At 64.4% G+C, this 24,508-nt stretch carries 23 protein-coding genes; 11 read left to right on the top strand and 12 right to left on the bottom strand.

Annotated elements, in window-relative coordinates:
• Positions 1 to 101: 101 nt before the first annotated feature.
• The 3 genes from rplM to ROH8110_RS05835 all read left to right on the top strand — a co-directional run bounded on the left by rplM (position 102) and on the right by ROH8110_RS05835 (position 3,169).
• Positions 102 to 566 carry a 50S ribosomal protein L13 gene (rplM, locus tag ROH8110_RS05845; RefSeq protein ID WP_085816697.1) on the top strand — a complete coding sequence of 155 codons (465 nt, stop codon included), beginning with the start codon at positions 102 to 104 and terminating at the stop codon, positions 564 to 566.
• Complete coding sequence (rpsI, locus tag ROH8110_RS05840) at positions 566 to 1,054, top strand: 30S ribosomal protein S9 (protein ID WP_085816696.1); 489 nt, start codon at positions 566 to 568, stop codon at positions 1,052 to 1,054. The genes rplM and rpsI overlap by 1 nt, the downstream gene beginning before the upstream one ends.
• A 117-nt stretch (positions 1,055 to 1,171) precedes the next feature.
• Positions 1,172 to 3,169, top strand: a complete 1,998-nt coding sequence (locus ROH8110_RS05835) for an acyltransferase family protein (protein WP_170156433.1) — start codon at positions 1,172 to 1,174, stop codon at positions 3,167 to 3,169.
• A gap of 7 nt (positions 3,170 to 3,176) precedes the next feature.
• Here ROH8110_RS05835 and ROH8110_RS05830 read toward each other — a convergent pair whose 3' ends face one another.
• The 8 genes from ROH8110_RS05830 to guaA form a co-directional block, all read right to left on the bottom strand.
• Positions 3,177 to 3,794 (bottom strand): TetR/AcrR family transcriptional regulator, encoded by a 618-nt coding sequence (locus tag ROH8110_RS05830; protein ID WP_085816694.1) that lies wholly within the window; start codon positions 3,792 to 3,794, stop codon positions 3,177 to 3,179.
• Positions 3,787 to 4,656: a polyphosphate kinase 2 gene (gene ppk2 / locus ROH8110_RS05825; protein WP_085816693.1), complete on the bottom strand. Its 870-nt coding sequence runs from the start codon at positions 4,654 to 4,656 to the stop codon at positions 3,787 to 3,789. Before ppk2 ends, ROH8110_RS05830 begins: the two co-directional genes overlap by 8 nt.
• A 33-nt stretch (positions 4,657 to 4,689) precedes the next feature.
• Positions 4,690 to 5,658, bottom strand: coding sequence for an alpha/beta fold hydrolase (locus tag ROH8110_RS05820; protein WP_085816692.1), 969 nt, complete (start codon positions 5,656 to 5,658; stop codon positions 4,690 to 4,692).
• Positions 5,642 to 6,565, bottom strand: coding sequence for a homoserine O-acetyltransferase MetA (gene metA, locus ROH8110_RS05815; protein ID WP_085816691.1), 924 nt, complete (start codon positions 6,563 to 6,565; stop codon positions 5,642 to 5,644). Before metA ends, ROH8110_RS05820 begins: the two co-directional genes overlap by 17 nt.
• A 25-nt stretch (positions 6,566 to 6,590) precedes the next feature.
• A complete protein-coding gene (locus ROH8110_RS05810; RefSeq protein WP_085816690.1) occupies positions 6,591 to 7,451 on the bottom strand; it encodes an ATPase in 861 nt (286 codons plus the stop codon).
• 124 nt (positions 7,452 to 7,575) lie between these two features.
• Positions 7,576 to 8,661 (bottom strand): OmpP1/FadL family transporter, encoded by a 1,086-nt coding sequence (locus tag ROH8110_RS05805; RefSeq protein WP_085816689.1) that lies wholly within the window; start codon positions 8,659 to 8,661, stop codon positions 7,576 to 7,578.
• 144 nt (positions 8,662 to 8,805) lie between these two features.
• Positions 8,806 to 9,726, bottom strand: coding sequence for a DMT family transporter (locus ROH8110_RS05800; protein ID WP_245962743.1), 921 nt, complete (start codon positions 9,724 to 9,726; stop codon positions 8,806 to 8,808).
• Entirely contained in the window at positions 9,723 to 11,285 is a 1,563-nt protein-coding gene (guaA, locus tag ROH8110_RS05795; RefSeq protein WP_085816688.1) for a glutamine-hydrolyzing GMP synthase, read from the bottom strand. The genes ROH8110_RS05800 and guaA overlap by 4 nt, the downstream gene beginning before the upstream one ends.
• Positions 11,286 to 11,489: 204 nt before the next feature.
• Here guaA and ROH8110_RS05790 point away from each other — a divergent pair, with 204 nt between their 5' ends.
• Positions 11,490 to 13,034, top strand: coding sequence for a trimethylamine methyltransferase family protein (locus ROH8110_RS05790; protein WP_085817033.1), 1,545 nt, complete (start codon positions 11,490 to 11,492; stop codon positions 13,032 to 13,034).
• Here ROH8110_RS05790 and ROH8110_RS05785 read toward each other — a convergent pair.
• The gene (locus ROH8110_RS05785; RefSeq protein ID WP_085816687.1) at positions 13,027 to 13,338 is read right to left on the bottom strand and encodes a DUF6477 family protein; all 312 of its coding nucleotides are present in this window, start codon (positions 13,336 to 13,338) and stop codon (positions 13,027 to 13,029) included. The genes ROH8110_RS05790 and ROH8110_RS05785 overlap by 8 nt on opposite strands.
• A gap of 226 nt (positions 13,339 to 13,564) precedes the next feature.
• On the opposite strand from ROH8110_RS05785, the gene ROH8110_RS05780 reads away from it, so the two are divergent.
• The gene (locus tag ROH8110_RS05780; protein ID WP_085816686.1) at positions 13,565 to 14,671 is read left to right on the top strand and encodes a DUF6456 domain-containing protein; all 1,107 of its coding nucleotides are present in this window, start codon (positions 13,565 to 13,567) and stop codon (positions 14,669 to 14,671) included.
• Here ROH8110_RS05780 and ROH8110_RS05775 read toward each other — a convergent pair.
• A complete protein-coding gene (locus ROH8110_RS05775; RefSeq protein WP_085816685.1) occupies positions 14,668 to 15,393 on the bottom strand; it encodes a VIT1/CCC1 transporter family protein in 726 nt (241 codons plus the stop codon). The two genes, ROH8110_RS05780 and ROH8110_RS05775, sit on opposite strands and share 4 nt — an antisense overlap.
• A 196-nt stretch (positions 15,394 to 15,589) precedes the next feature.
• On the opposite strand from ROH8110_RS05775, the gene lipA reads away from it, so the two are divergent.
• The gene (gene lipA, locus ROH8110_RS05770; protein ID WP_085817032.1) at positions 15,590 to 16,534 is read left to right on the top strand and encodes a lipoyl synthase; all 945 of its coding nucleotides are present in this window, start codon (positions 15,590 to 15,592) and stop codon (positions 16,532 to 16,534) included.
• An 87-nt stretch (positions 16,535 to 16,621) separates the two neighbouring features.
• On the opposite strand, the gene mepK is transcribed toward lipA, so the two are convergent.
• Positions 16,622 to 17,191 (bottom strand): peptidoglycan L,D-endopeptidase MepK, encoded by a 570-nt coding sequence (mepK, locus tag ROH8110_RS05765; RefSeq protein WP_085816684.1) that lies wholly within the window; start codon positions 17,189 to 17,191, stop codon positions 16,622 to 16,624.
• Positions 17,192 to 17,518: 327 nt separating this feature from the next.
• On the opposite strand from mepK, the gene ROH8110_RS05760 reads away from it, so the two are divergent.
• Genes ROH8110_RS05760 through ROH8110_RS05745 form a run of 4 tightly spaced genes read left to right on the top strand, consistent with a single transcriptional unit; the run spans position 17,519 to position 21,752 of the window.
• Positions 17,519 to 19,132: a L,D-transpeptidase family protein gene (locus ROH8110_RS05760; protein ID WP_085816683.1), complete on the top strand. Its 1,614-nt coding sequence runs from the start codon at positions 17,519 to 17,521 to the stop codon at positions 19,130 to 19,132.
• A gap of 26 nt (positions 19,133 to 19,158) precedes the next feature.
• Entirely contained in the window at positions 19,159 to 20,250 is a 1,092-nt protein-coding gene (gene lpxD, locus ROH8110_RS05755; protein WP_085816682.1) for a UDP-3-O-(3-hydroxymyristoyl)glucosamine N-acyltransferase, read from the top strand.
• 33 nt (positions 20,251 to 20,283) lie between these two features.
• Entirely contained in the window at positions 20,284 to 20,544 is a 261-nt protein-coding gene (locus ROH8110_RS05750; protein WP_085816681.1) for an acyl carrier protein, read from the top strand.
• Complete coding sequence (locus ROH8110_RS05745; RefSeq protein ID WP_085816680.1) at positions 20,541 to 21,752, top strand: beta-ketoacyl-[acyl-carrier-protein] synthase family protein; 1,212 nt, start codon at positions 20,541 to 20,543, stop codon at positions 21,750 to 21,752. Before ROH8110_RS05750 ends, ROH8110_RS05745 begins: the two co-directional genes overlap by 4 nt.
• Before the next feature lie 80 nt (positions 21,753 to 21,832).
• Here the strand turns inward: ROH8110_RS05745 and ROH8110_RS05740 are convergent, their stop codons facing one another.
• Positions 21,833 to 22,492 (bottom strand): invasion associated locus B family protein, encoded by a 660-nt coding sequence (locus tag ROH8110_RS05740; RefSeq protein ID WP_085816679.1) that lies wholly within the window; start codon positions 22,490 to 22,492, stop codon positions 21,833 to 21,835.
• 441 nt (positions 22,493 to 22,933) lie between these two features.
• Between ROH8110_RS05740 and ROH8110_RS05735 the strand changes: the two genes are divergently transcribed.
• Complete coding sequence (locus ROH8110_RS05735; RefSeq protein WP_085816678.1) at positions 22,934 to 24,487, top strand: helicase HerA-like domain-containing protein; 1,554 nt, start codon at positions 22,934 to 22,936, stop codon at positions 24,485 to 24,487.
• Positions 24,488 to 24,508 lie beyond the last annotated feature (21 nt).

The following is a 24,508-nucleotide window of genomic DNA, read 5'->3' as shown; positions in this document are numbered from 1 at the left end:
ATGGCTATTGACCTGCGCGGCGCAGGGTTTATAACCGCGCCATCGTATGAAGGGGCTGCGCGATTGCGCGCCCGGCACGTCAACCAAGGGATTTCCCTGCAATGAAAACATTCTCTGCAACTCCGGCAGATATCGACAAGAAATGGATCCTGATCGACGCCGAGGGTGTCGTTCTGGGCCGTCTTGCCTCGATCATCGCCATGCGCCTGCGTGGCAAGCACAAGGCATCGTTCACGCCCAACATGGACATGGGTGACAACGTCATCGTCATCAATGCCGACAAGGTCCAGCTGACCGGCGCCAAGCGCGACAAGCCGAACTACTGGCATACCGGCTATCCGGGCGGCATCAAGTCGCGCACCACCGGGCAGATCCTGGAAGGCGATCACCCCGAGCGGGTCGTCATGCAGGCCGTCAAGCGGATGCTGCCGGGCAACCGCCTGTCGCGCAAGCAGATGACCAATCTGCGCGTCTATGCCGGCGCCGAGCATCCCCACGAGGCGCAAGGCCCCGAGGTGCTGGACGTCAAATCCATGAACAAGAAGAACACGCGGGTGGCTTACTGATGGCTGAAGAAATCAAAACACTCGAAGGTCTGGAAGCGGTCGCCGACGGCGTCGTCGCCGAGGCCGAGGTCGAAACCCCGCGCGAGCCGGTCCGTGACGATCTGGGCCGCTCTTATGCCACGGGCAAGCGCAAGGACGCGGTCGCCCGCGTCTGGATCAAGCCCGGTTCGGGCAAGGTCAGCGTGAACGGCAAGGAGCTGAACAAGTATTTCGCCCGCCCCGTTCTGCAGATGATCCTGCGCCAGCCCTTTACCGTCGCCGGTGTCGAGGACCAGTTCGACGTTCAGGCCACCGTCAAGGGCGGCGGTCTGTCGGGCCAGGCCGGTGCGGTCAAGCATGGCATCTCGAAGGCGCTGCAGCTGTACGATCCGGCGCTGCGCCCGGCGCTGAAAGCGGCCGGTTTCCTGACCCGCGACAGCCGCGTGGTGGAACGCAAGAAATACGGTCGCCGCAAGGCGCGCCGGAGCTTCCAGTTCTCCAAGCGCTGAGCGTCATCACGACAACGTATGCCGGAAAAGCGCAGCCCGTGGGTTGCGCTTTTTCATTTTGGGGCAGTATCAGGCGGTGCAGGTATCGTTGCAGCTGGCAGGGCGGTGATTGTTAGCATGAAATACAGACGCGAGATTGACGGCCTGCGGGCTGTGGCCGTTGTGCCGGTTATCCTGTTTCACGCCGGGTTGAGCGTGTTTTCAGGCGGCTATGTCGGGGTGGACGTGTTCTTTGTCATCTCGGGCTACCTGATCACGACGATCATCATCACCGAGCGCGAGGAGGGGCGGTTCTCGATCCTGCGCTTTTACGAGCGGCGCGCGCGGCGCATCCTGCCGGCGCTGTTCCTGGTGATGGGGCTGTGCCTGCCCTTTGCCTGGTTCTGGCTGCCACCCGAACCGTTCGACGATTTCCTGCGCAGCCTGTCCTATGCGGCGCTGTTCATCTCGAATGTGCATTTCCTTGAGAATACCGGATATTTCGCCGAGGCCGCCGAGCTGCGTCCGCTGCTGCATACCTGGAGCCTTGCGGTCGAGGAGCAGTATTACATGGTGTTTCCGCTGCTTCTGGCGCTGCTGGGCGCGTTCGGGCGGCGCAAGCACATCGTGGTGATCGGGCTGCTGGCGGTGCTGTCGCTGGCCTTGAGCGAATGGGGCTGGCGCAATTTTCCCGAAGAGAACTTCTTTTTCACGCTGTCGCGCATGTGGGAGCTGTTTGCCGGGTCGATCTGCGCCTTCATCGTGTTTCGCCGCAGCCTTGAACCCAATGGGCCGCTGGCGGCGCTCGGGCTTGGGCTGATTGTCTATTCGATCTTCTTTTACGACGGTGCGGTGCCGTTCCCGTCGGTCTACGCGCTGGCGCCGGTCGTGGGCACCTGCCTGGTGCTGCTGTTCGCCACGCAAGGGACGATGGTGGCGCGGATCCTGTCGATGAAAGTGCCGGTGGTAATCGGGCTGATCAGCTATTCCGCCTATCTGTGGCATCAGCCGCTGCTGGCCTTCGCGCGGGCGCGCTCGATGCATGAACCGGCGCTCTGGCTGTTGCTGGCGCTGGGGCTGGCGAGTTTCGTGCTGGCGGGCTTGAGCTGGCGCTTTGTCGAGCAGCCTTTTCGCGCGGGGCCGAACAAGCTTTTGCGCGGACGCATGGCGCTGTTCGGCGTGAGCGGCGCCGGGATCGCCGCATTCGCGGCCTTCGGTTTCGTGGGGATGGACCAGAACTGGGCGGAAGCGCGCTATGACAATAAGATGCCGCCGTTCTACAAGGAAGTCATCGCCAGCATGAAGGGCCATAACCTGACGCGGGCCTGCTATGCGGGGACCAGGAATGACGAGACCCGTGCCGATCGCTTCTGCAAGGTGTTCGACGGGGCCGGGCCGGGCGAGACGATCGCGATCTTCGGTGACAGCCATTCGCAGGCGATCCTGCCCGCCTTCGGGGCCTATGCCGAGGAAAGCGGTGCGCGGATCATCAAATCCGGGCTTGGCGGCTGTCCGCCGCTGATCGGGACCTATGTGGCCAGCGGCAATTACAGCCTTGGCACCTGCAACACGCTGACGCAGGAACAGGCCGCCTATGTGGCGCAGAACGATGTGACGACGGTGGTGCTGGTGGCGCGCTGGTCGCTTTACGCGCAAGGCGGCTATTCCAACGACCAGCGGCATTTCCTGCTGAATTCGGAGCCGCGCCCGCAGCTGGGCGGGCGCGAGGCATCCTTCGAGGTCTTTGCACAGGCGCTGCCCGCCACGGTGGATTTCTACCGCAGGCTGGGGGTGCGGGTGATCGTGCTGCAGCAATTGCCGGAAATGCAGGTCCATCCACGGCGCGGTGTCTATGCGGCGGTCGCGCGCGGATACACGCCCGAAGAAGCGACGGAGATCTTCGAGGCATCGGCGCTGCCGGTGGCTGAACATGATGCCTTGCAGGCCGCGGCGCGGTCGGTCTTTGACGGGCTCGAGGGGGCCGAGGTGGTCGACCTCGCTGATGTGTTCCGCGAGGACGGGGTCTATCGATGGTTCATCGACGGGCGCTCGGCCTATAGCGATCTGGATCACGTATCGGGCTATGGCGCGTCGCTCCTGAGGGCGCGCATGGCGGAGGCCCTGTCGCAGGACTGAGCCTGATTCAGTCGTCAGGTGCGATGAGGCCAAGACCGCGCAGGTAGATGCCGATGCCGCTTTCCAGGAGGTCTTCGGGCGGGAAGGGCGAGGCGGTGCCGGGCGAATTGCGCGCGAAAAGCTCCACGACGCCATGCGACATGGCCCAGATATGGGCGCTGAACATCGCTGCGGGGGGCCGTTTCGAGGGCGGGATGTGCTGGCTCAGTTCGTCGGCGGCGCGTTCGATCACGGCGCGCGCGCGGGATGCCTCATGCGCCAGTTCGGGGGTCCGGTTGACCGAGATGCCGCTTTCGAACATCGCGATGTAGTGGCCCGGATATTGCCGTGCGAAGGCAAGGTAGGCGCGCCCCGTCGCCTCGAAGCTGGCCAGCGCCGACGGCTGACCCTTTTCATAGGCATAGCGCATGACGTCGGCGAAGATGGCATAGCCCTGACGCGCGGCCTCGGCGATGAGGTCCTCGCGCCCGGCGAAATGGCGATAGACGGCGGCCGGGGTGACGCCGGCCAGCTTGGCGGCCTCCGATAGGGTGAAGCCGGCGGGGCCGCGGCTTTCGATCAGGCCGAGCGCGGCCTCGACCAGCGCCTGGCGCAGGTTGCCGTGATGATAGCCGCGTTTAGACATCCCATATCTCGGGACCGCCGCAGACCAGCGGATCGGGCTTGCCGATGGCGCGCAGGTCCTTGTGGGCGTAATCCACCTGAAGCAGGACGTGGCGCAGGGCTTCGATGCGGGCGCGCCGCTTGTCATCCGAGCGGATGATCGTCCAGGGCGCGTGGTCTGTGTGGGTGCGCGCGAAGGTCTCGCGGATGGCGGCGCTGTACTCGTCCCAGAGGCGCAGCCCCTCGACATCGATTCGGCTGAGCTTCCATTGCTTGAGCGGGCTGGCCTCGCGCTTGAGGAAGCGGCGCAGCTGTTCGGCGCGTCCGACATTGAGCCAGAATTTCACGAGGTGAATGCCCTCATCCACCAGCATCCGTTCGACATCGGGGGTCTGGTCGAAGAAATGTTCGCGCGCGGAGTCCGAGCAGAAGCCGAACACCTTTTCGACGACGCCGCGATTATACCAGCTGCGGTCATAGAAGACGATGTCGCCGCCGGCCGGCAGGTGATCGATGTAGCGCTGGAAATACCATTGCGTCGCCTCGGTCTCGGTCGGTTTGGAGAGCGCCACAAGCCGCGCGCCGCGCGGGTTCAGATATTCGCGAAAGCGCTTGATCGTGCCGCCCTTGCCGGCGGCGTCGCGCCCCTCGAAGACGATGGCGATGCGTGCGCCGCTGTCCTTGGCCCAGGACTGCATTTTTGCAAGCTCGATCTGAAGCGCTTCGAGTTCTTTCTCGTAATGCTTGCGCGGCAGGCGTTCGGAATGAGGATAGCCGGGATCGAGGATATCGCCGCTATCGGCACGCCGGATCGCGTTGCGGATCGGTTCGGGGGCGTCATTGGCAAAGAAGGCCGAAATCGCACCATCGAATGGGAGCTCCATGAGCCTCTCCTTTTTTGGGGATACTATGACGGGTCAGTCGGCGGGGTGCAATCCGGCGCGCCCCGCGGCGCGATCGATGGCGGCGACCACGGCGTCCTCGTCGGCGTGCTGGGGCATGTGGCCGGTGCCGGGCAGGCGCGTGAGGCTGGCGCTGTCCAGCTGGCGCGCCAGGGGTTCGGCATGGATGTGCAGCCCGACAGTGGTGTCGGCGGTGCCGTGGACAAGCTCGATCGGCAGGTCCAGCGCATCGAGCGCAGGTTGCAGCGCGGTGATCTGGTCAAGCAGCTGTGCGCGTTGCAGGGCGTTGGCGCGCAGGCTGTTCCGGCGCAGGGTGAGCGGCGCGCCTATATGGGCGATATAGCCGGGCGGCACCGGGTCGGGCTCGAAAATCGACTCGACGGCGCGTTCGACCCGTTCGTCCTGCACGAAGGCGGTGAGGAAAGGGATCACCAGCGGCCCCAGCACCGGGTGTGAAAGCAGCTTGTAATAGGCCGAGAGGTCGCTGTCCCAGGGTTTGGCCGGAGAGGACAGCGGCACCAGCGCCGCGATGTGATCGGGGCGATGCACCGCCCATGCCAGCGCGACGGCGCCGCCATAGGAATGGCCAAGCACGATCGGGTTCTCGACGCCTATCTGGCGCGCGGCGTCCGAGAGAAGCTCGGCCTGCTGGCGGATGGTCGCGCCGGACCGGTTGATCCGATCCGTGTAGCCGAGACCGGGGCGGTCAAGGAGAGTCACGCGGTAGCGTTTGGCAAGGCGTGGCGCGAGACTCAGCGTCATGTCGCGCAGGTTGCCGCTGGCGCCGTGGATCAGCACGATATCCGGTCCGCTGCCCATGCTGAGCGCATGGACGCGGTGGCCGTTCACCTCGAGAATGCGGCCCTCGGGGGGAAAGGCGGCTTCGGCGCGGGCCTCCTGGGTGCGGGCGCGCGATTGCACCACGACCCAGAGCAGCGCCAGCGCCAGCAGGAGCGCAAGGGCGATCCTAACGGCCAACGGCATGAAGATCGAAGGGCGTTGTCTGGTAGATCTGGTTGATCCAGTTGCCGTAGAGCAGATGCGCATGGCTGCGCCAGCGGTTCTGCGGCGGGCGCTGGGGATCGTCGCCGGGATAGTAGTTGCAGGGCAGGGTGACGGGCGTGCCATTGGCCACGTCGCGATCATATTCCTGCTTCAGGGTGTCGCTGTCATATTCCAGATGGTTGAAGATATAGAGCGCGCGATGCGCCGCATCCTCGACCAGACAGGGGCCGACCTCGTCACTGTGCAAAAGAATATCGAGATCGGGCACCGCTTCGATCTCGTCGCGGCGCATTTCCGTCCAGCGGCTGACGGGGATCACGCAATCGTCGGAAAACCCGCGCAGATAGGGCGAGGCCGGCGCCATGTTGCGATGGCGGAAGCAGCCGAAGGCCTTTTCGTCGAGCAGGTGTTTGGGCACGCCGTGAAGATAGTTCATCATCGCCATGCCGCCCCAGCAGACCCCGAAGGTGGAATGCACATGGGTCCGGGTCCAGTCAAAGACCTGGCAAAGCTCGGACCAATAGGTGACCTCGCTGAAGGGCAGGTGCTCGATCGGTGCGCCGGTGATGATGAGACCGTCGAATTTCTCGCCGCTGGCCAGCACATCCGAGAACGGGCGGTAAAAGCTGCGCATGTGATCGGCGGCGGTGTTGCGGGTGCGGTGCTCGCTCATGCGAATGAGGCTGAGTTCGATCTGAAGCGGCGTCGCGCCGATCAGGCGGGCGAACTGGTTCTCGGTCTGGATCTTCTTGGGCATCAGGTTCAGCAGCCCGATGCGCAGCGGGCGGATATCCTGACGGTCGGCCTGATCCTCGGTCATGACCATGACACCTTCGCGCGTCAGCACGTCGAAGGCGGGCAGGTCGGCGGGGATCTTGATGGGCATCTGTGGTCAGTCCTTGCTTTGGCAGTCAGGTGCGGCGCGCGAGAGCGGCGGCGATGAGGGTTTCAAAGGCGTCGGTGTCAAGGGTGGCGGCGACCTCGTCGGCGGTGATGGTGACACCCCAGCGGGCCATCGCCTCGTAGCGGGGCTGACGATGGGCGAGCGCGCGTGCATAGGTCCAGCGGATGAAGGCATCCGGATCAACTTCGTCCGCTTGAACGTTGTTTTCACGCAGATATTCATCCCAGGCGGCATCGAGAAACTCGGGCTGGTACGCCATCGGCTTGGGCGCGCGGTCAAAGCGGCGAATGAGTTCCTTCGTATGCGCCTCGGAGCCTTCGATATGGATCAGCAGGCAGTGGCGCGAAAGCTCGTTGAGCAGCGGATCGTCGGGATCGTTCCCATCGACCCATTCGCAGATCGACCCGCCGGTATCGCAGACAAAATGCGGATAGCCGTAAAGCTGACCTGCGCGGGTGATGAAATGCGCGGTATCCTGAAGCGCCGCGATCTCGGCATGGCGGAACTGTTCCTGCCGGCGGCGATATTCGTCGATGGGAAAGCCGCCCTTGTCCGGATCGCCCGGCTTGCCGAGATAGGTCGAGACCGGCGCGAGATTGTCGAAGGTGATGTTCGAGCCGATATAGATCGAATCCGTCAGGAGAAGGTCGCGCAAGAACGGGACCTTCATGGCGTGGGCCTTGGCGTTGTCGGCAATGAGTTCGCCCATGTAGCGGGTGCCGATGCGGTAATCGATCGAGTAGTGGAACCAGTCGCCGGACTCGCGCAGCATGTTCGACAGATGCGTCTTGCCAAGCCCCGACATCCCGAAAAACAGGACGCGCTTGTGCGTGGCGTCGCGCCAGGCCTGGGCGGATGGATAGATCATGGGCGGATCCTTTCTGCCGGGATGTCGTAGCCAGCGGCGCAGGGCAGGTCAATGGCAAGCGGGGGACAACGAAAAACCCCGCCCGAGTGATCGGGCGGGGCGATATCTGCCGTGATGGCGCGGATCAGTAGTTCCAGCCGACCTTGACACCGACACCGATGGCCGAGTTGTCGGTGAATTTCGGACGCAGCGGCCCGATGGCGGTGGTGGCATCGCCGATCCAGGTATAGTTGATGCCGGTCGAGACCGAGAAGTTCTCGTTCTTGTAGCGGGCGCCGACGGTGACGCCGAACTTGCCGCTGGTCGGGCCGAGGTTCGAGACCGGGGTGACCGAGTCGCCGTCTTCATAGGTCAGCGAGACCGAGCCGCTCCAGGTGTCGGTGAACCGGCGCCCCACACCCATCGTGTAGGTATAGGTATCGTCGGCATAGGACAGGAAGGCGTTGCCGGTCGCACCGCGATAGATCAGCGGGTCGATGGTGAAGTCGCTCCAGTTGACCCAGCGGATGCCGCCGAAGATCAGGGTGTCCTTGGCGATGCCGGTCTGGAAATCCAGGTTGACGGATTGCGGGGTCTCGACCTCGGTCTTGGTGACCAGGGCGGTGACCGGCGCGGTCAGGGTTTCCAGCGTGGTATGCGAGGTCTTGATCTTGGAGTTGTAGGTCAGGGCCACGCGCAGGGCGATGTCGGGGCGCTCATAGGATGCACCGGCCACGTAGCCGACGCCGTAATCCGAATCTGCCGTGGCGTTGTAGCCCGCGACGATGGGGAAGCGCGCACGTGCCTCGAGGCGCTGCAGGCGCAGACCGCCGTGAATGCCGAAACCGTTATCCATGCGATAGCGCAGAAGACCCGTCAGTGCGGCGGTTTCCAGCGTGGCGTTGCTGGTGGCCAGCGGATAGGGCACGCCGGCGCTGTACTGGACATTGGCGCCGAAGGGCTGGTCGAAGATGACCGCGTAGCTGAGGTTGTCGTTGATCTGCTGCTTGTAGGCCGCGCCCACCTGCCAGTAGGGGTCGGCCATGTTGCCCGAGCCGACGCCCAGCACGCTGCCCGAAACCGAGGGTGAGACCGAGCCGAGGCTGAATTCTGCGTAGTTGCCCTGCTCGAACAGGGCTGCGATCGACTGTCCCGAGCGGTCGATGCCGCCAGCATGTGCCGCGCCGGTGGCGGCGCAAAGGGCTGCGGCGGTCAGTATGGTTCTTGTCATTCTGGTGGCTCCTCCGAATTTCCAGCCATGCTATCGGGAAGCGGGAATGGGTCAATCTTTGACGCGGCGTCAGTTACGCCACGTCGCGAAAAGGTGGTGCGAGCGCAACAGTTAGGCGGGTTTCGGGCCGCAAAACGAGGTGAATCAGCGGGTTCTGGCCACACCCTGACGGCCCTTGCGGGTCTCGGACCAGAGGTTGAGATAGTTCGCGCCAAAGATGATGAGGGCGCCCAGAATCACGAAGAGGTTGATCGGCTCGTCGTAAAACAGCAGACCGATCACCGCGATCAGGGGCAGGCGGGCGAAATCGACCGGGCTGACCAGCGTCGCAGGCGCGATGGAAAGGGCCGTGGTCAGGCAGAAATGCGCCATCAGCCCGCCGCTGGCGATGACCACGAGCCAGGGCAGCGACAGGGCCGAGGGCAGGGCGATATCGCCGTCGATCCCGGCGCAGATGAGGCCGAACAGGCTTTGGCTGAGGGTCATCCAGAACAGGATGCACGCGAGCGTCGCGCCCCGCGTCAGCACCTTGGTCGTCAGGATCGACCCGGCAAAGCCGATGGCGGCGCCCATCGCGGCGAGCGTGCCGATATTGAGCGTGTCAGGGCTGGGCCGGGCGACGATCAGGATGCCGATGAAGCCAAGGCAGGCCGCCAGCACCCGCACCCGCGTCAGTCTTTCGTTGAGCACCAGTGGCGAGAGGATCAGCACCCAGAGCGGCGAGGTGAATTCCAGCGCGAAGACCTGCGCCAGAGGGATCACGGTGATCGCGTAGAACCAGAGGTTCTGGCCGGTGAAGTGAAACAGGTTGCGCACCAGGTGCAGGCCGGGGTTACGAGCGTCGATATGGCGCCACGCTCCGGTCGCAGAGGCCACGAGCATCACCAGCAAGAGCCCGATCACGCTGCGATACATCATGATTTCGAAGGTATCGAGCTCGAAGCTGACCGAGCGCCCGCCCACCGCCATTGCCGAGAACGAGACGACCGCGCCCATCATCCAGAGCGCGGCGCGCAGAACGTCGCCGGTATCGGCCTTGAGCGGGTCGGGAACGCTGGGGGTCATTCCCACTCGATGGTGCCGGGGGGCTTGGATGTCACGTCATAGGTGACGCGGTTGATGCCCTTCACCTCGTTGATGATGCGCGTGGCGGTCTCGCCCAGGAATTCATGGCTGAACGGGTAGTAGTCCGCCGTCATCCCGTCGACCGAGGTCACGGCGCGCAGCGCGCAGGCATAGTCATAGGTGCGCCCGTCGCCCATCACGCCGACCGTGCGCACCGGCAGGATGGCGACAAAGGCCTGCCAGATCTCGTCGTAGAGTCCGTGCTTGCGGATCTGGTCGATATAGACTGCATCGGCCTTGCGCAGGATCTCGAGCTTGTCGCGGGTGATCGCGCCAGGGCAGCGGATGGCGAGGCCGGGGCCGGGGAAGGGGTGACGCCCGATGAAGGAGGCGGGCAGGCCCAATTCGTGGCCAAGCGCGCGCACCTCGTCCTTGAACAGTTCGCGCAGCGGTTCGACCAGCTTGAGGCCCATCTTTTCGGGCAGGCCGCCGACATTGTGGTGGCTCTTGATCGTCACCGAAGGTCCGCCCGAGAAACTGACGCTTTCGATCACGTCCGGGTAGAGAGTGCCCTGCGCCAGGAACTCGGCGCCATCGATCTGTCCGGCGTATTTCTGGAATACGTCGATGAACAGGCGGCCAATCGTTTTTCTCTTTTCTTCCGGGTCACTTACGCCTTCAAGTTCACCCAGGAAAAGATCGGCCTCGTCGGCGTGGATCAGCGGGATGTTGTAATGGTCACGGAACATCGTGACCACTTCCTCGGCCTCGTTGTGGCGCAGGAGGCCGTGATCGACGAACACGCAGGTCAGCTGATCGCCGATGGCCTCGTGGATCAGCACCGCCGCCACCGATGAATCGACCCCGCCCGACAGACCGCAGATCACCTGCTTGTCGCCCACCTGATCGCGGATCAGGCGGATCGCCTCGTCGCGGTAGGCCGCCATCGTCCAGTCGCCCTTGAACCCGGCGAGGCGGATGAAGTTCTCGTAAAGGGTCTTGCCGTTCGGGGTGTGATGCACCTCGGGATGGAACTGCACGGCGAAGAAATTGCGCGACAGGTCCGCGGTGATCGCGAAAGGCGCATGGGGCGAGGTGCCATAGACCGCGAAGCCCGGCGCAAGCTGGCTGACATGGTCGCCGTGGCTCATCCAGACCTGCTCGCGTTCCTCGAGGAACCAGCCGTTCAGGAGGTCGATGCGCGATTCGGAGGGGCTGACATAGGCGCGGCCGAATTCGGCGGTGCCGTGACCGCGCTCGACCCGCCCGCCCAGCATCTCCATCATCACCTGCTGGCCATAGCAGATGCCGAGGATCGGCACGCCGAGTTCAAAGACCTTTTGCGGCGGGCGCGGCGAACCCTCGTCGATCACGCTGGCAGGCCCGCCCGAGAAGATCACGGCGCGCGGCGCGAAGTCGTCGAGAAACGCGTCGGTGACGTTCTGGAAGGGGTGGATTTCGCAATAGACGTTCAGTTCGCGCAGGCGGCGCGCGATCAGCTGCGTCACCTGGCTGCCGAAATCTATGATGAGAAGGCGGTCATGCGATGTCTGGCTCATGCATTGCCTAGTAGGACGCGGCCGCGACTTGCGCAAGACCCGGCGAGAATTCCGCCGAATTCGGCGGTTCTGTCGCGTCACATGTCGCTTTAGCCCCCAATGCGGCGCAAATCTCTGATGAGGGGCGGGTGTGCTGCGCTAAGGATGCCCTCAGCGGCCCCGCGGAAAGGGGCGATTCAGGACCTTTCGGGGGGAACGCATATCATGGTCGAAGCAACAGCCCGCAAACGTGGACGAGGGGGCGGAGGTGCCGCGCGCCGCGCCGAGCGCACTGCCGTCAGCATCGAGACCGCGCGCTTTATCGAGCGCAACGTCCCGCTTTACGATATCCTCGACGATGCCGCGCTGGAGACCATCGAGGCCAATGCCGAGATCATCCTCGAAGAGGTCGGGGTGAATTTCGTCGAGAACCCCCGCGCGCTGGAACGCTGGCGCGAGGCGGGCGCCGATGTTCGGGGCGAGCGGGTGCATATCCCGCGGGGGCTTGCGCGCAAGCTCTGCGCGACCGCACCGTCGCGTTTCACCCAGCACGCCCGCAACAGCGCGCGCAATGTCGAGATCGGCGGCAACACGCTGGTCTGTGCGCCGGTCTACGGGCCGCCCTTCGTGCGCGACATGGAAGGCGGGCGGCGCTATGCCACGATCGAGGATTTCCGTCGCTTCGTGAAGCTGGGCTATATGTCGAAATGGCTGCACCATTCGGGCGGCACGGTCTGCGAGCCGACCGACGTGCCCGTGAACAAGCGCCACCTCGACATGCTGCACGCCCATATGACCCTGAGCGACAAGCCCTTCATGGGGTCGGTCACCGATCCGAGCCGTGCCCAGGACAGCGTCGAGATGTGCGAGATCCTGTTCGGCAAGGAGTTCGTGCAGGAAAACACGGTGATGACCTCGCTCATCAACATCAACTCGCCCCTGACCTTCGACGAGGTGATGATGGGGGCGCTGGAAATCTATGCCGAGAACAATCAGGCCTGCATCGTGTCGCCCTTCATCGTCGGCGGCGCGATGGCGCCGGTTTCGGTCATGGGCACGCTGACCCAGGTCCTGGCCGAGGTGCTGGCCGGTATCGCCTACAGCCAGCTGGTGCGCCCCGGCGCGCCGGTGATCTTCGGCGCCTTCGTCAGTTCCATCGACATGAACAGCGGCGCGCCCACCTTCGGCACGCCCGAAGCCAGCCAGATCATCTATGGCGCCGGGCAATTGGCGCGCCGGATGGGCCTGCCGTTCCGGTCGGGCGGCAGCCTGTGCGGCTCCAAGCTGCCGGATGCGCAGGCGGCTTATGAAACCGCAAACACCTTCAACGCGGTGATGATGGGCGGCGTGAACTTCATGCTGCACAGCTGCGGCTGGCTCGAAGGCGGGCTGGTCGCCGGGTTCGAGAAATTCGTGATGGATGCGGACCAGCTGGGTGCGCTGCATCGCTTTGCCGAGGGCGTTCCCACCGACGAGAACGGCCAGGCGATGGATGCCATCCGCGAGGTCGGACCGGGCGGGCATTACCTGGGCTGCGCCCATACGCAGGCCAATTTCAAGAAGGCCTTCTGGCGGTCGGACGTTCTGGACTACAAGCCGTTCGAGACCTGGCACGAAGAGGGCGAGCGCGACACGATGGTGCTGGCCAATGCCAAGATGCACCAGATGCTGGCGAATTATCAGCAGCCCGCCCTCGATCCGGGCATCGCCGAGGCGCTCGATACCTATATCGCCGCGAAAAAGGCCTCGATGCCCGACGCCTTCAGCTGAGCGTGTCGGCCGTGTTGGCGGATTGCGAGGCGCGCAAAAGACGCGCCTCGCCCATCATGGCGATCAGAACATCCACATGGCGCATGACGCGGTAGCCCGCGTCATCCTGCTTGCGCGCGCGTTCGATCACCGCCTCGAGCAGCATCAGTTCGACCAGCGCGGGGCCGCTGCGCGGCAGCGGGCCATAGCCCAGATGCCGTGGCAGATGCGCTGTGCGGCGGTATTCGGGCAGGCCGAAACGCGCGGCGTTGATCAGCAGGCGGGGGCGGCGCAGATCGTCCAGGGCCGACAGGATGTCTTTCATCGATAATCTCCTTGGTCAGGGGAGAATACCTTGCCACAACCTTAACGCGTGTTGCGCGTTCGCCGGATCGAGCGTGCGCTGCGCTATGAATTTGTTCATGTTTTGGAAACAAGTGTTGATGAAACCTAGCCGATTAACGAACTGGTAACATTTACCCGCTTAGGTTGTGCGAAAACCTGTGGATAACTGGCCGGACTGGCAACGGCCCCGACGGTGGAGGGATCTCGTGAAGGGCAATTCCGGGTGCGACGAAACGCTGGCCGGTGTGCCGGGCTGGCTGCCTCAGCCGGCGCGACATTACCTGGCCCATATCGAGGCCGGAACCCCGATCCGGGCGCTGGCGCGGCGCGCGGGCTGCCATGCCTCGACCGTTCTGCGCCAGATCCGCGCCTGCGAGGCGCTGCGCGACGACATCCTGGTCGACTCCGCGCTTCGGCGCCTGGGCCGACGGGTGCCGCGCGATCGCACCGGACACGGATTGATCAAGGAGACCTGGGACATGGACGGACGACTGGACAAGGACGGCACGTTTCTAAGCGAGGATCGGTTGAACAGCGAGGCTGGCCGCATTCTGCGCCGCCTGTGCGAGGGCGGGTCGGTTCTGGCGGTGGCGGCGGATATGGAAAAGGCGGTTGTGCTGCGCGATTTCGGCAATGGCGAGACCAGCCGCGCGGCGGTTGTGGACCGCGCCGTGGCCGAGGCGATGGCGTTGAAGCAATGGATCGCCTGCGATGCGCCGGGGCGGGTGTCACGCTATCGGATCACTGCGGCGGGGCGCGCCGAGATCCAGCGGATGCTGGCCGAGGATACCGCCGGACCCACGGGTTGCGCCGAAGCGCCGCGCGCGTTTCTGGGGGCGGTGCGCGCGGTCGGGATGGACGGCGCACCGACATCGAAACGCATCCGCTATGGCGCGGCCGAAACCCCGCTGATGGCGCTGGCGCGGCGGCGCGACCGCGATGGCGCACCGTTCCTTGCGCCGGAACTTGTGCGCGCGGGCGAACGTCTGCGCGAGGATTTCGAGCTCTCGGGTCTGAGCGACCGACGCGGCACGCCCTGGGACCGTTTCGTTGCGGAGGCGGCGCCGCAACAGGGCGAACTCTCGCGCACGCAGGCGCTGGCACGGACACGGGTGCTGGGGGCGCTGCGGGACCTCGGGCCGGGGCTGGGCGATGTGGCGCTGCGCTGCTGTTGTTATCTCGAAGGGCTGGAAACAGCGGAAAGGCGCATGGGATGGTCGGCACGCTCGGGCAAGATCGTGCTGCGGATCGCACTGCAACGGTTGCGCCGGCATTTCGAGGACCTGGGCGATGGCGGCGGGCTGATCGGCTAGCCGCCGACGATGGCGCCCACCACATAGGCCACGATGGCACAGACCGAACCGACCATCACCGTTTCCCCGATCGAGCGGCTCAGTCGCTCGCGCGTCGCGCTGAAGCGCAAGAGGCCAAGCCCGACAAGTGCGCTCAGCGTGGTGCCGATCGAGATGTAGAAGGTGCTCTGAGTCGGTTCGAGCAGGAAATAGGGCAAGAGCGGCGCGGAGCCGAACACGACGAAGGACGTGAAGGTGAAGAGCCCGTTGAGTGCAGGGCTTTCCTCGTCGGGGTCCTGCATGCCGAATTCATAGGTCATCATGAGGTCGGCCATGAGCTGCGGGTGGCGCGACAGGATTTCGGTGGTGGTGTCGGCCTCGCCTGCGGGCAGGCCGCGCTGGCGCAGGATCTCGAACAGTTCCATGCGTTCCTGTTCGGGGTCCTCGGCGATGGCACGCAGTTCGTTGTTGCGCTGCGCGCGGTAAAGATCGTGCTGGGAACGCGCCGAAAGGAACTCGCCAAGGCCCATGCTGACCGCATCGGCAAAGAGATTCGCGAGCCCGAAGACCAGCACCGCGATGCCGCCGATCTGCGCAACCCCGTCCGCGGCCGCCCCGGCGAAACCGGCGACGATGGCAAAGGTGGTGACGATCCCGTCATTGCCGCCATAGACGATCTGCTTCAGAAATTCCTGCGTCCTGCCCAAGGCATGCGCATCGCGCCTGTGCGCCTGCCAATCCATATCGCGACTCCTCGTTCTCTTTCCGGTGCCTGGCGCGCACAATAGTCATGGCCGCGCGCATCGCAACCGGGGACTTGGCGCGACCGGGATGCGGTCTGCACGCGGCGCAGGGCGGGGCTGCGCGCGGGAACTGGCACTTGCCTTCGCCATGCTTTAAGGTCGGAGGCGCAAGCCAATGATGTGCGGGGACGATTCCGTGAGAGATCTGAAGATTCCAAGCCAGCGTCACCCCGAAAAGGCCCATCGCCCGGACAATGCGCAGATGCGCAAGCCGGACTGGATCAGGGTGAAGGCGCCGACCGGGCAGGGCTATCGCGAGACCCACAAGATCATGCGCGAGCATAATCTTGTGACGGTCTGCGAAGAGGCGGGCTGCCCCAATGCCGGCGAATGCTGGAGCGCGGGTCACGCCACCATGATGATCATGGGCGATATCTGCACGCGCGGATGCACCTTCTGCAACGTCGCCACCGGCAAGCCGCAGGCGCTCGATGTGTTCGAGCCGGGCCGGGTGGCGGACGCGGTGCAGAAACTGGGGCTCAATCACGTGGTCATCACCAGCGTCGATCGCGACGATGTGGATGATGGCGGCGCCGAGCATTTCGCCCAGACGATCCGCGCCGTGCGCCATCGCAGCCCCGGCACCACGATCGAGATCCTGACGCCGGATTTCCTGCATTGCGATCCTTCGGTGCTGGAAACCGTGGTCGCGGCCAAGCCCGACGTGTTCAACCACAACCTTGAAACGGTGCCGTCGATCTACCCGACGGTCCGCCCGGGCGCGCGTTATTTCCACTCGCTGCGCCTGTTGCAGCGCGTAAAGGAAATCGACCCCAGCATGTTCACCAAGTCGGGGATCATGGTCGGCCTTGGCGAAGACCGCCAGTCGGTGCATCAGGTGATGGACGACATGCGCGCCGCCGATATCGATTTCCTGACCATCGGCCAGTATCTGCAACCCACGCCCAAGCACCACGCGGTCGAACGTTTCGTTCATCCCGACGAATTCGCGGCCTATGAGAAGGCGGCCTATGGCAAGGGTTTCCTGATGGTGTCGGCGACACCGCTGACGCGGTCAAGCTATCACGCGGGCGAGGATTTCGCCCGGCTGCGCGCCGCGCGTCTGGCCAAGCTGGGCTGAGCCGCGCCGAACCGGTTGCCCAAGGAAAACGCCCCGCCAGGGAACTGACGGGGCGTTGATCGTTGGAATGGTGCGGGATGCGCGGGCTCAGCTGCCCCAGGTGCGCACCGGACCGCAATCCATATGCACGAAATTCGAGCCGGAATAGCGCCCGACACCGCCACCGCGGCAGGCCTTGGCGGCATTGTACATCTGCCCGACCGAGCGCGACCCGAGCCGCAGGTCGGCGGCCTGACCCTGAAGGTGGCGCGAATTCTTGGCAACGCCGCTCGAGCGGCTGCGCAGCATGGCGTTGGTCTTGGGGCTGCGATAGCCCGAAAGAAGCATGTAGGGTTCGTCCACATCCAGCAGCCCGTGGGCCGCCGCCATGATGTCGATCGTGCGCAGGTCGATGCTGTGGATGTCATTGGTGCGCCAGTCGCGCATGAACAGTTCGACTTCGCGCACCGCGTCGCGGATATATTCGCCTTCGATCCAGTAGATCGTGTCGATGCTTTCGCCGGTACGTGGCGAGGTCATCCTGATCCGCCGGATATCGCCGGCGCCGCGAAGAAAGCCTGCTGCATTGGAGTAGGTCGGGGCGGTCATCACCGCGGTGGCTGCGAAAGCACCCAATACCGCGCGCCGCGTCATGCTCGAAGAGCTGTAGTCAGTCATTGTAAGTCGCGCCTGTCCCGTCGCTTGCTTGTACGTACCCGCCTGCCAGCGGGCCGTGCTATTTCGATCCCCAAGTGCTGCCCTTGTATTACATATCCGGAATCAGGGACCAAGTGCGTTTTGACGCAGGTTCCCATATTCAAGTTTTTTCGGCAGATTTTTGCGCAAATCACGAAACTGTGCCCGGATTGCGCCAATGGCGATGCGTTTTCGCCGCAGAGGCATGGCCGATTTCCGACCTCTTCAAGAATTGAATGGACAAGAACCGTTGCACACATGCGAGGATTTAAACCAAGAAATGTGAATGAACTTTTACGGGGAACTGCAATGTTTTCGATCTCTGCCACCCGGTTCCGGGCGGTCTTGCTGGGTGTCAGTCTTTGTCTTGGTCTGACCGGGCTCTGGAATGCCCCGGCGCAGGCGCAGGTTACGGCCTTCAAGCAGGCGGTGGCCGAAGCTGCCGCGCGCGACCGCGATCTGGCGGCCTTCTACCAGGCGAACGACTACCAGCCGATCTGGACCGGAGCGTCGGACGCCGACCGCGCGCGGCGGGCCGCACTGTTCGAGGCGATTGCCGCCGCCGACAGCCACGGGCTGCCGGTGGCGCGCTATGATGCCGAAGGGCTGATGGCGCGGCTGAAAGTGGCGCGCTCACCCCGCGAGGCGGGTCTGGCCGAGGTCGAGATGAGCCGCACCTTCCTGCGCCTTGCGCGCGAGATGCAGACCGGCGCACTGATTCCGAGCGAGGTGGATGGCGACATCAAGCGCGAGGTCGCCTATCGCGACCGTGGGTCGTATCTGACCAGCCTGATCCAGAGCAGCCCGCGCGCCTTTTTCCGCGCGCTGCCGCCGCGCAGCAACGAATATGCCCGCCTGATGAAAGAGAAATTCCGCCTCGAGTCGCTGGCGAAGACCGGCGGCTGGGGGCCGAAAGTGCCGGGCGAGGCGCTCAAGCCCGGTCAGTCGGGCGCCGCCGTGGTGGCGCTGCGCAACCGGCTGATGGCGATGGGCTTCATGGGCCGTTCGGCGACCCAGACCTATGACGAGTCGATGATGATCGCGGTGCAGCAGTTCCAGATGGCGCACGGGCTGACACCCGATGGCGTCGCGGGCCCCGGCACCATGGCGCAGGTCAACACGACCGTGAGCGACCGCCTGAAATCGGTGATCGTGGCGATGGAGCGGGAACGCTGGCTGAACCAGGAGCTGGGCGCGCGCCATATCATCGTGAACCTGACTGATTTCAACGCCCGTATCATCGAAGACGGCCAGGTGGCCTTCGAGACCCGCGTGGTGGTGGGCAAGAACACCGGCGACCGGCGCAGCCCCGAGTTCTCGGATTCGATGGACCACATGGTGATCAATCCCACCTGGCATGTCCCGCGCTCGATCGCGGTCAAGGAATACCTGCCCAAGATGCAGCGCAATCCCAATGCCGCCAGCCACCTTCGGCTTTACAACAGCCGAGGCCAGCAGGTCAGCCGCGGCGCCGTCAACTTCAACGCCTATTCGGCCAGCAGCTTTCCCTTCTCGATCAAGCAGCCGCCGTCGCAGGGCAACGCGCTTGGGCTGGTGAAGTTCATGTTCCCCAACAGGTACAACATCTACCTGCACGATACCCCCGCCAAGAGCCTGTTCGAGCGCGAGACGCGCGATTACAGTCATGGTTGCATCCGGGTGCAGAAACCCTTCGAACTGGCCTACGAGCTTCTGTCCCCGCAGGAGGCCGACCCGAAAGGCAAGTTTCATTCGATCCTGAATACCGGGCGCGAGACGCGGGTGAACCTGGAACGCGAGGTGCCGGTGCACATCATCTATCGCACCGCTTTCACCTCGGCCAAGGGTCACATGCAGTATCGCCGGGATGTTTACGGGCGTGACGCAAAGATATGGGATGCCCTTGGCAAGGCGGGGGTTTCGCTGCACGCGGTTCAGGGCTAAACCACCCCCGAACGAAGGGGAGTCCCATGTCCTATACCATCCAGGAAATCGCAGAGGCGCTTGGGGCCAAGGCCCTGGGCGCAATCGATCTGAAGATCGACAGCGTCGCCGAGCCCGCCGAGGCCACCGCCAGTCAGCTGGCACTGGCGATGAAGCCCGAATTCGCCGCGCAGATTGCCGCAGGGCAGGCGCGTGCTGCAATGCTCTGGGAGGGTGCGGACTGGGAATCGCTGGGCCTTGAGGCCGCGATCCTGGCGCCGCGGCCGCGCTTCGCGCTGGCGGGATTGTCGGCGATGATGGATCCGGGGCAGGGCTGGGCCACGGGCATCCACCCGTCGGCCGTGGTCGACCCCGCCGCCGAGCTGGCAGACGACGTGAGCGTAGGGCCGCTGGCGGTGATCTGCGCCGGGGCACGGATCGGCGCGGGCACGGTGATCGGGCCGCATTGTTTCGTCGGCGCGGACTGCGTGATCGGCGAAGGCGGTTTCCTGCGTGAAGGCGTGCGGATCGGCGCGCGGGTGCGGATCGGCGCGCGTTTCACCGCCCAGCCCGGCGCGGTGATCGGCGGCGACGGGTTCTCTTTCGTCACCCCCGAGGTGTCGGGCGTCGAGCGCGCGCGAGAGACCCTGGGCGACCAGGGCGATGTGCAAAAGCAATCCTATGCCCGCATCCACAGCCTTGGCAGCGTCACCATCGGCGACGATGTCGAGATCGGCGTCAATGCCTGCGTTGATCGCGGCACGGTGCGCGACACCCGGATCGGCAACGGCACCAAGCTCGATAACCTCGTGCAGGTCGGTCACAACGTGGTCGTTGGAAACGATACGCTTCTGTGCGGGCAGGTCGGCATCGGCGGATCGACCGTGATCGGCAACAACGTGGTGCTGGCCGGGCAGACCGGCGTGGGCGACAACCTTTTCATCGGCGACAACGCGATAACGGGCGGCGGTACCAAGGTGCTGGCCAATATTCCCGCCGGTCGCGTCATGCTGGGTTACCCGGCGATGAAGATGGAAAGCCAGATGGAAGTCTACAAGGGCTTGCGCCGCCTCAAGCGGCTGTTCGCGGATGTCGCAGAGCTCAAGAAAACTGTTTCAAACGACGCCGAGAGCAATTAAATCCAACGCGACGAAAGCGGGAAGGCGACACTCATGAGCAGCATCAAGGACCGCGTGATCGGAATTATCGCCGAGCAGGCCGTGCTCGACCCTTCGGATGTGACCATGGACAGCACGCTCGAGGATCTGGGGATCGACAGCCTCGGGCTGGTGGAAAGCATCTTCGCCATTGAAGAGGAATTCGATGTCTCGGTGCCGTTCAACGCCAACGAGCCCGAAGCCAGCGATTTCGATATCTCCTCGGTCGCATCGATCGTGGCGGGGATCGAGAAACTGATCGCAGAGCAGTCGTGAAACGGGTCGTCATCACGGGCGCGGGCACGATCAACGCGCTCGGCCACAACGTGCCAGACACGCTCGAGGCCATGCGCGAGGGGCGCTGTGGCATCCGCGAGCTTGAGTTTCGCGATGTCGACCGCCTGTCGATCCGGATCGGCGGGCAGGTGCGCGACTATGACCCAGAGGCGCGTTTCAACCGTCAGCAGATGGCGCTTTATGACCGCTTCACCCAGTTCACCCTGATCGCCGCGCGCGAGGCGATCGCGCAGGCCGGTCTGGTCTTTTCGGGCGAGCTGGCGGCGCGGGCCGGGGTGGTTCTGGGCAATTCGGGGGGCGGCATGACCACCCTCGATGAAAATTACCGCTCGGTCTACGAGGACGGCAAGAACCGGGTGCATCCCTTCGTCGTGCCCAAGCTCATGAACAACGCCGCCGCCAGCCACGTGTCGATGGAATTCAACCTCAAGGGGCCGAGCTTTACCGTCTCGACGGCCTGTGCCTCGTCCAACCACGCGATGGCGCAGGCCTTTCAGATGGTGCATGGCGGCATGACCCCGGTGATGGTGACCGGCGGTTCGGAATCCATGCTGTGCTTTGGCGGGGTCAAGGCCTGGGAAGGGCTGCGGGTCATGTCCAAGGATGGCTGTCGTCCGTTTTCGGCCAACCGCAACGGCATGGTGCAGGGCGAGGGCGCGGGGATCTTCGTCTTCGAGGAATACGAGCACGCCCGCGCGCGCGGCGCCGAGATCCTGGCCGAGGTGGCGGGCTATGCCATGTCATCGGATGCCGCCGATATCGTCATGCCCTCGAAACAGGGGGCCTCGCGCGCGATCAAGGGCGCGCTGGCGGATGCGCGGCTGAACCTATCGGATGTGGGCTATATCAACGCCCACGGGACCGGCACCGCCGCCAATGACAAGACCGAAAGCGCCGCCGTGGCGGACGTGTTCGGCGCGCATGCCGACAGACTGATGATTTCCTCGACCAAGTCGATGCATGGCCACCTCATCGGCGGCACCGGCGCGGTCGAGCTGCTGGCCTGCATCATGGCGGTGCGTGACGGGGTGATCGCGCCCACCATCGGCTATCAAGAGCCCGACCCGGAATGCGCGCTCGATGTCGTGCCCAATGTGGCGCGCGAAGCGGATGTGAATGTCGCACTGTCCAACGCTTTTGCCTTTGGCGGGCTGAACGCGGTGCTGGCGCTCAAGCGTTTCGCGTGACAGGTGCCACGAAAAACGGCGCCGCGTGATCCACGCAGCGCCGTCCTGGGCCTGTCTGGCATTGCCGCGGGGGCCGTGCCTCAGTTCTTCATCACCGACACGTTGCTGTAAGCGGCCGTGAAACCGTCCAGCGACACCTTGATATCGACGGTCTGGTCGGGCGCCTGAGCGGGCACGATCTGCAACTGGCCTTCGGCACCGGCCTTGAGCTGATCGACATCGGCCTGCGTCAGGCCGATCCGGGCAAAGCAGCCGACCATCGTGCAGAAGGAATAGGAATAGGTCTTGGGCCGTCCGCCATCGACCGAGATCTTCAGCTCTTCGGGCAGAAGCGTGCCGAGCGGAACCACGATGGTCGCCCCGGCAGCGGCCTGCGCACCCTCGGGCAGGCGGAACAGGCTGAACTCGGCGACCGGGTTGCCGGCCTCCTCGGTCAGTAGCTGATACATCTGGCAGGGGTCTTCCTCGGCTTCGCTGCGGAAACACTTGAGCTGCCAGTCGCCGTATTCTTCCTTGATATAGGTCGGGTCCTCCTGCGCGGCGCGGCCGGTCTGCACCTGCGGCGTCGCATCGGTGGCCGGTTCGGCCGCAGGATCGCTCGCCTGATCCGACTCCGTCTCGGTGGCTCCGGCCTCGGCCTGTGTATCGGCGGCCGTGTCGGCGGTGGTGTCCTGCGCGCTCAGCGATGTGCCGAGGGCAAGAAGAGCGATCAAGGGAAGGGTCTGATAAATCTTGGGCATTGCGTCCCCGTGATTGGATGTGAAGGTTGCTGGCGCTCTAGCATGGCTGCGCAGCGGTGTCAGGAGAAAAACGAAAACGTTCAGCCGGTTCAAGGCGAAAATTCGCCAGCCGGGCAGCGCCTGACGGAGAGGCCGATCCGGAAAAAATGGAAAAGAGGCCAAGCGGCCTCTTTCCCTTTTATCTCCCCGTCGGACTGGCCGACTTAGTCATTGAAGGGGACGCTAGGACAGTTCTTGCAATCCGTCAACAGGCGAACTGCTTGAGGTGCCGCGAAAAAGCGTCGCGCGAAAAAAGGCCGCGCACAGGGGCGCGGCCAGTCTGACAGGGAGGAAGTCACCGGACCAGAGGACATGCTGTCCGGCGACGCGATTCATGCTGGCAGATAAAAGTTAACTTTGTATGTTCAGAGCGTGAAGAAATTCAGACCGGGGGCGAGTGACGTGGATAACAGGATTTTCATCGGCGGCGGCGGCGAAGGATATGGCACCAAGCAGGGGCTTTCGCTGAAATATGCCAACCGCCACGGGTTGATCGCGGGCGCCACCGGCACCGGCAAGACCGTGACCCTGCAGATCCTGGCCGAGGGGTTTTCATCGGCGGGCGTGCCGGTGTTCCTGTCGGACGTGAAGGGCGATCTTTCCGGGCTGGCCGAGGCCGGAAGCCCCGACGGCAAGCTGCATGAAGCCTTCATGAAGCGTAATGAAACCATAGGTTTCGACGATTTCACCTATGATGCCTTTCCGGTCACCTTCTGGGATATCTTCGGCGAGCAGGGCCACCCGGTGCGCACCACGCTGGCCGAGATGGGGCCGCTTCTGCTCAGCCGCCTGATGGATCTGAGCGATGCGCAGGAAGGCATCATGAACATCGCCTTTCGCGTCGCCGACGAAGAAGGCATGCCGCTGCTCGACCTGAAGGATCTGCAATCACTGCTGGTCTGGGTCGGCGACAACCGGGCCGAACTTTCCCTGCGCTACGGCAATGTTTCGCCACAATCGGTGGGCGCGATCCAGCGTCAGCTCCTGGTGCTCGAGAACCAGGGCGGCAATTCCCTGTTCGGAGAACCGGCGCTTGATCTCATGGACATCATGCGCAGCGATCCTGACGGGCGCGGGCGGATCAACATCCTCGCCTCGGACCGGCTGATGAATTCACCGCGCCTTTACGCAACCTTCCTTCTGTGGCTTCTGTCGGAACTCTTCGAGACCCTGCCCGAGGTCGGCGACCCGGAAAAACCCCGGCTGGTCTTCTTCTTCGACGAGGCCCACCTTCTGTTCGACGACGCGCCCAAGGCGCTGGTCGACAAGGTCGAACAGGTGGCGCGGCTGATCCGGTCCAAGGGGGTGGGGGTCTATTTCATAACCCAGAACCCCGACGACGTGCCCGAGGACATCCTCGGCCAGCTCGGCAACCGCTTTCAGCACGCGCTGCGCGCCTTCACCGCGCGCGACCGCAAGGCGCTGACGCGGGCGGCCGAGACCTATCGCCCCAATCCGCGTTTCGACACGGCCGACGCGATCCGTGACGTGGGCACCGGCGAGGCCGTGACCTCGATGCTCGAGGCCAAGGGCGCCCCCGGCATCGTCGAGCGCACGCTGATCCGCCCGCCGTCCTCCCGGCTGGGGCCGATTGGCGATCAGACGCGACGCGCGGTCATCGCCGCGTCTCCGGTCATGGGCAAGTATGACACGCTGATGGATCGGGACTCGGCCTACGAGATGCTGGCCCGGCGTGCCGATGACGCCGCGCGCGAGGCGGCCGAAGCCGAAGCCGCCGAGGCCGAGGCTCAATCCGCCGCCGAAAGCGAATTCAACGCCGCCCGGCGCTATTCGGGCAAGCGCGTCTCGCGTTCGGGCAGCTCCGCGCGCGAACCGGTCGGGTTCGGCGCCAGTATCGGTCAGGCGCTTGGCAACGCGGTGATGAAAGAGCTCAAGGGCACCACCGGCAGGCGCATCGTGCGCGGCATCCTTGGCGGCTTGTTCAAGGGCCGCTGAGCGGCAAACCCTGCCAGCCCC

It is taken from the genome of Roseovarius halotolerans (genome assembly GCF_900172255.1).
In the GTDB taxonomy this organism is placed as follows: Bacteria; Pseudomonadota; Alphaproteobacteria; order Rhodobacterales; family Rhodobacteraceae; genus Roseovarius; species Roseovarius halotolerans.
This window is presented reverse-complemented; position numbering and strand designations above follow the sequence as displayed.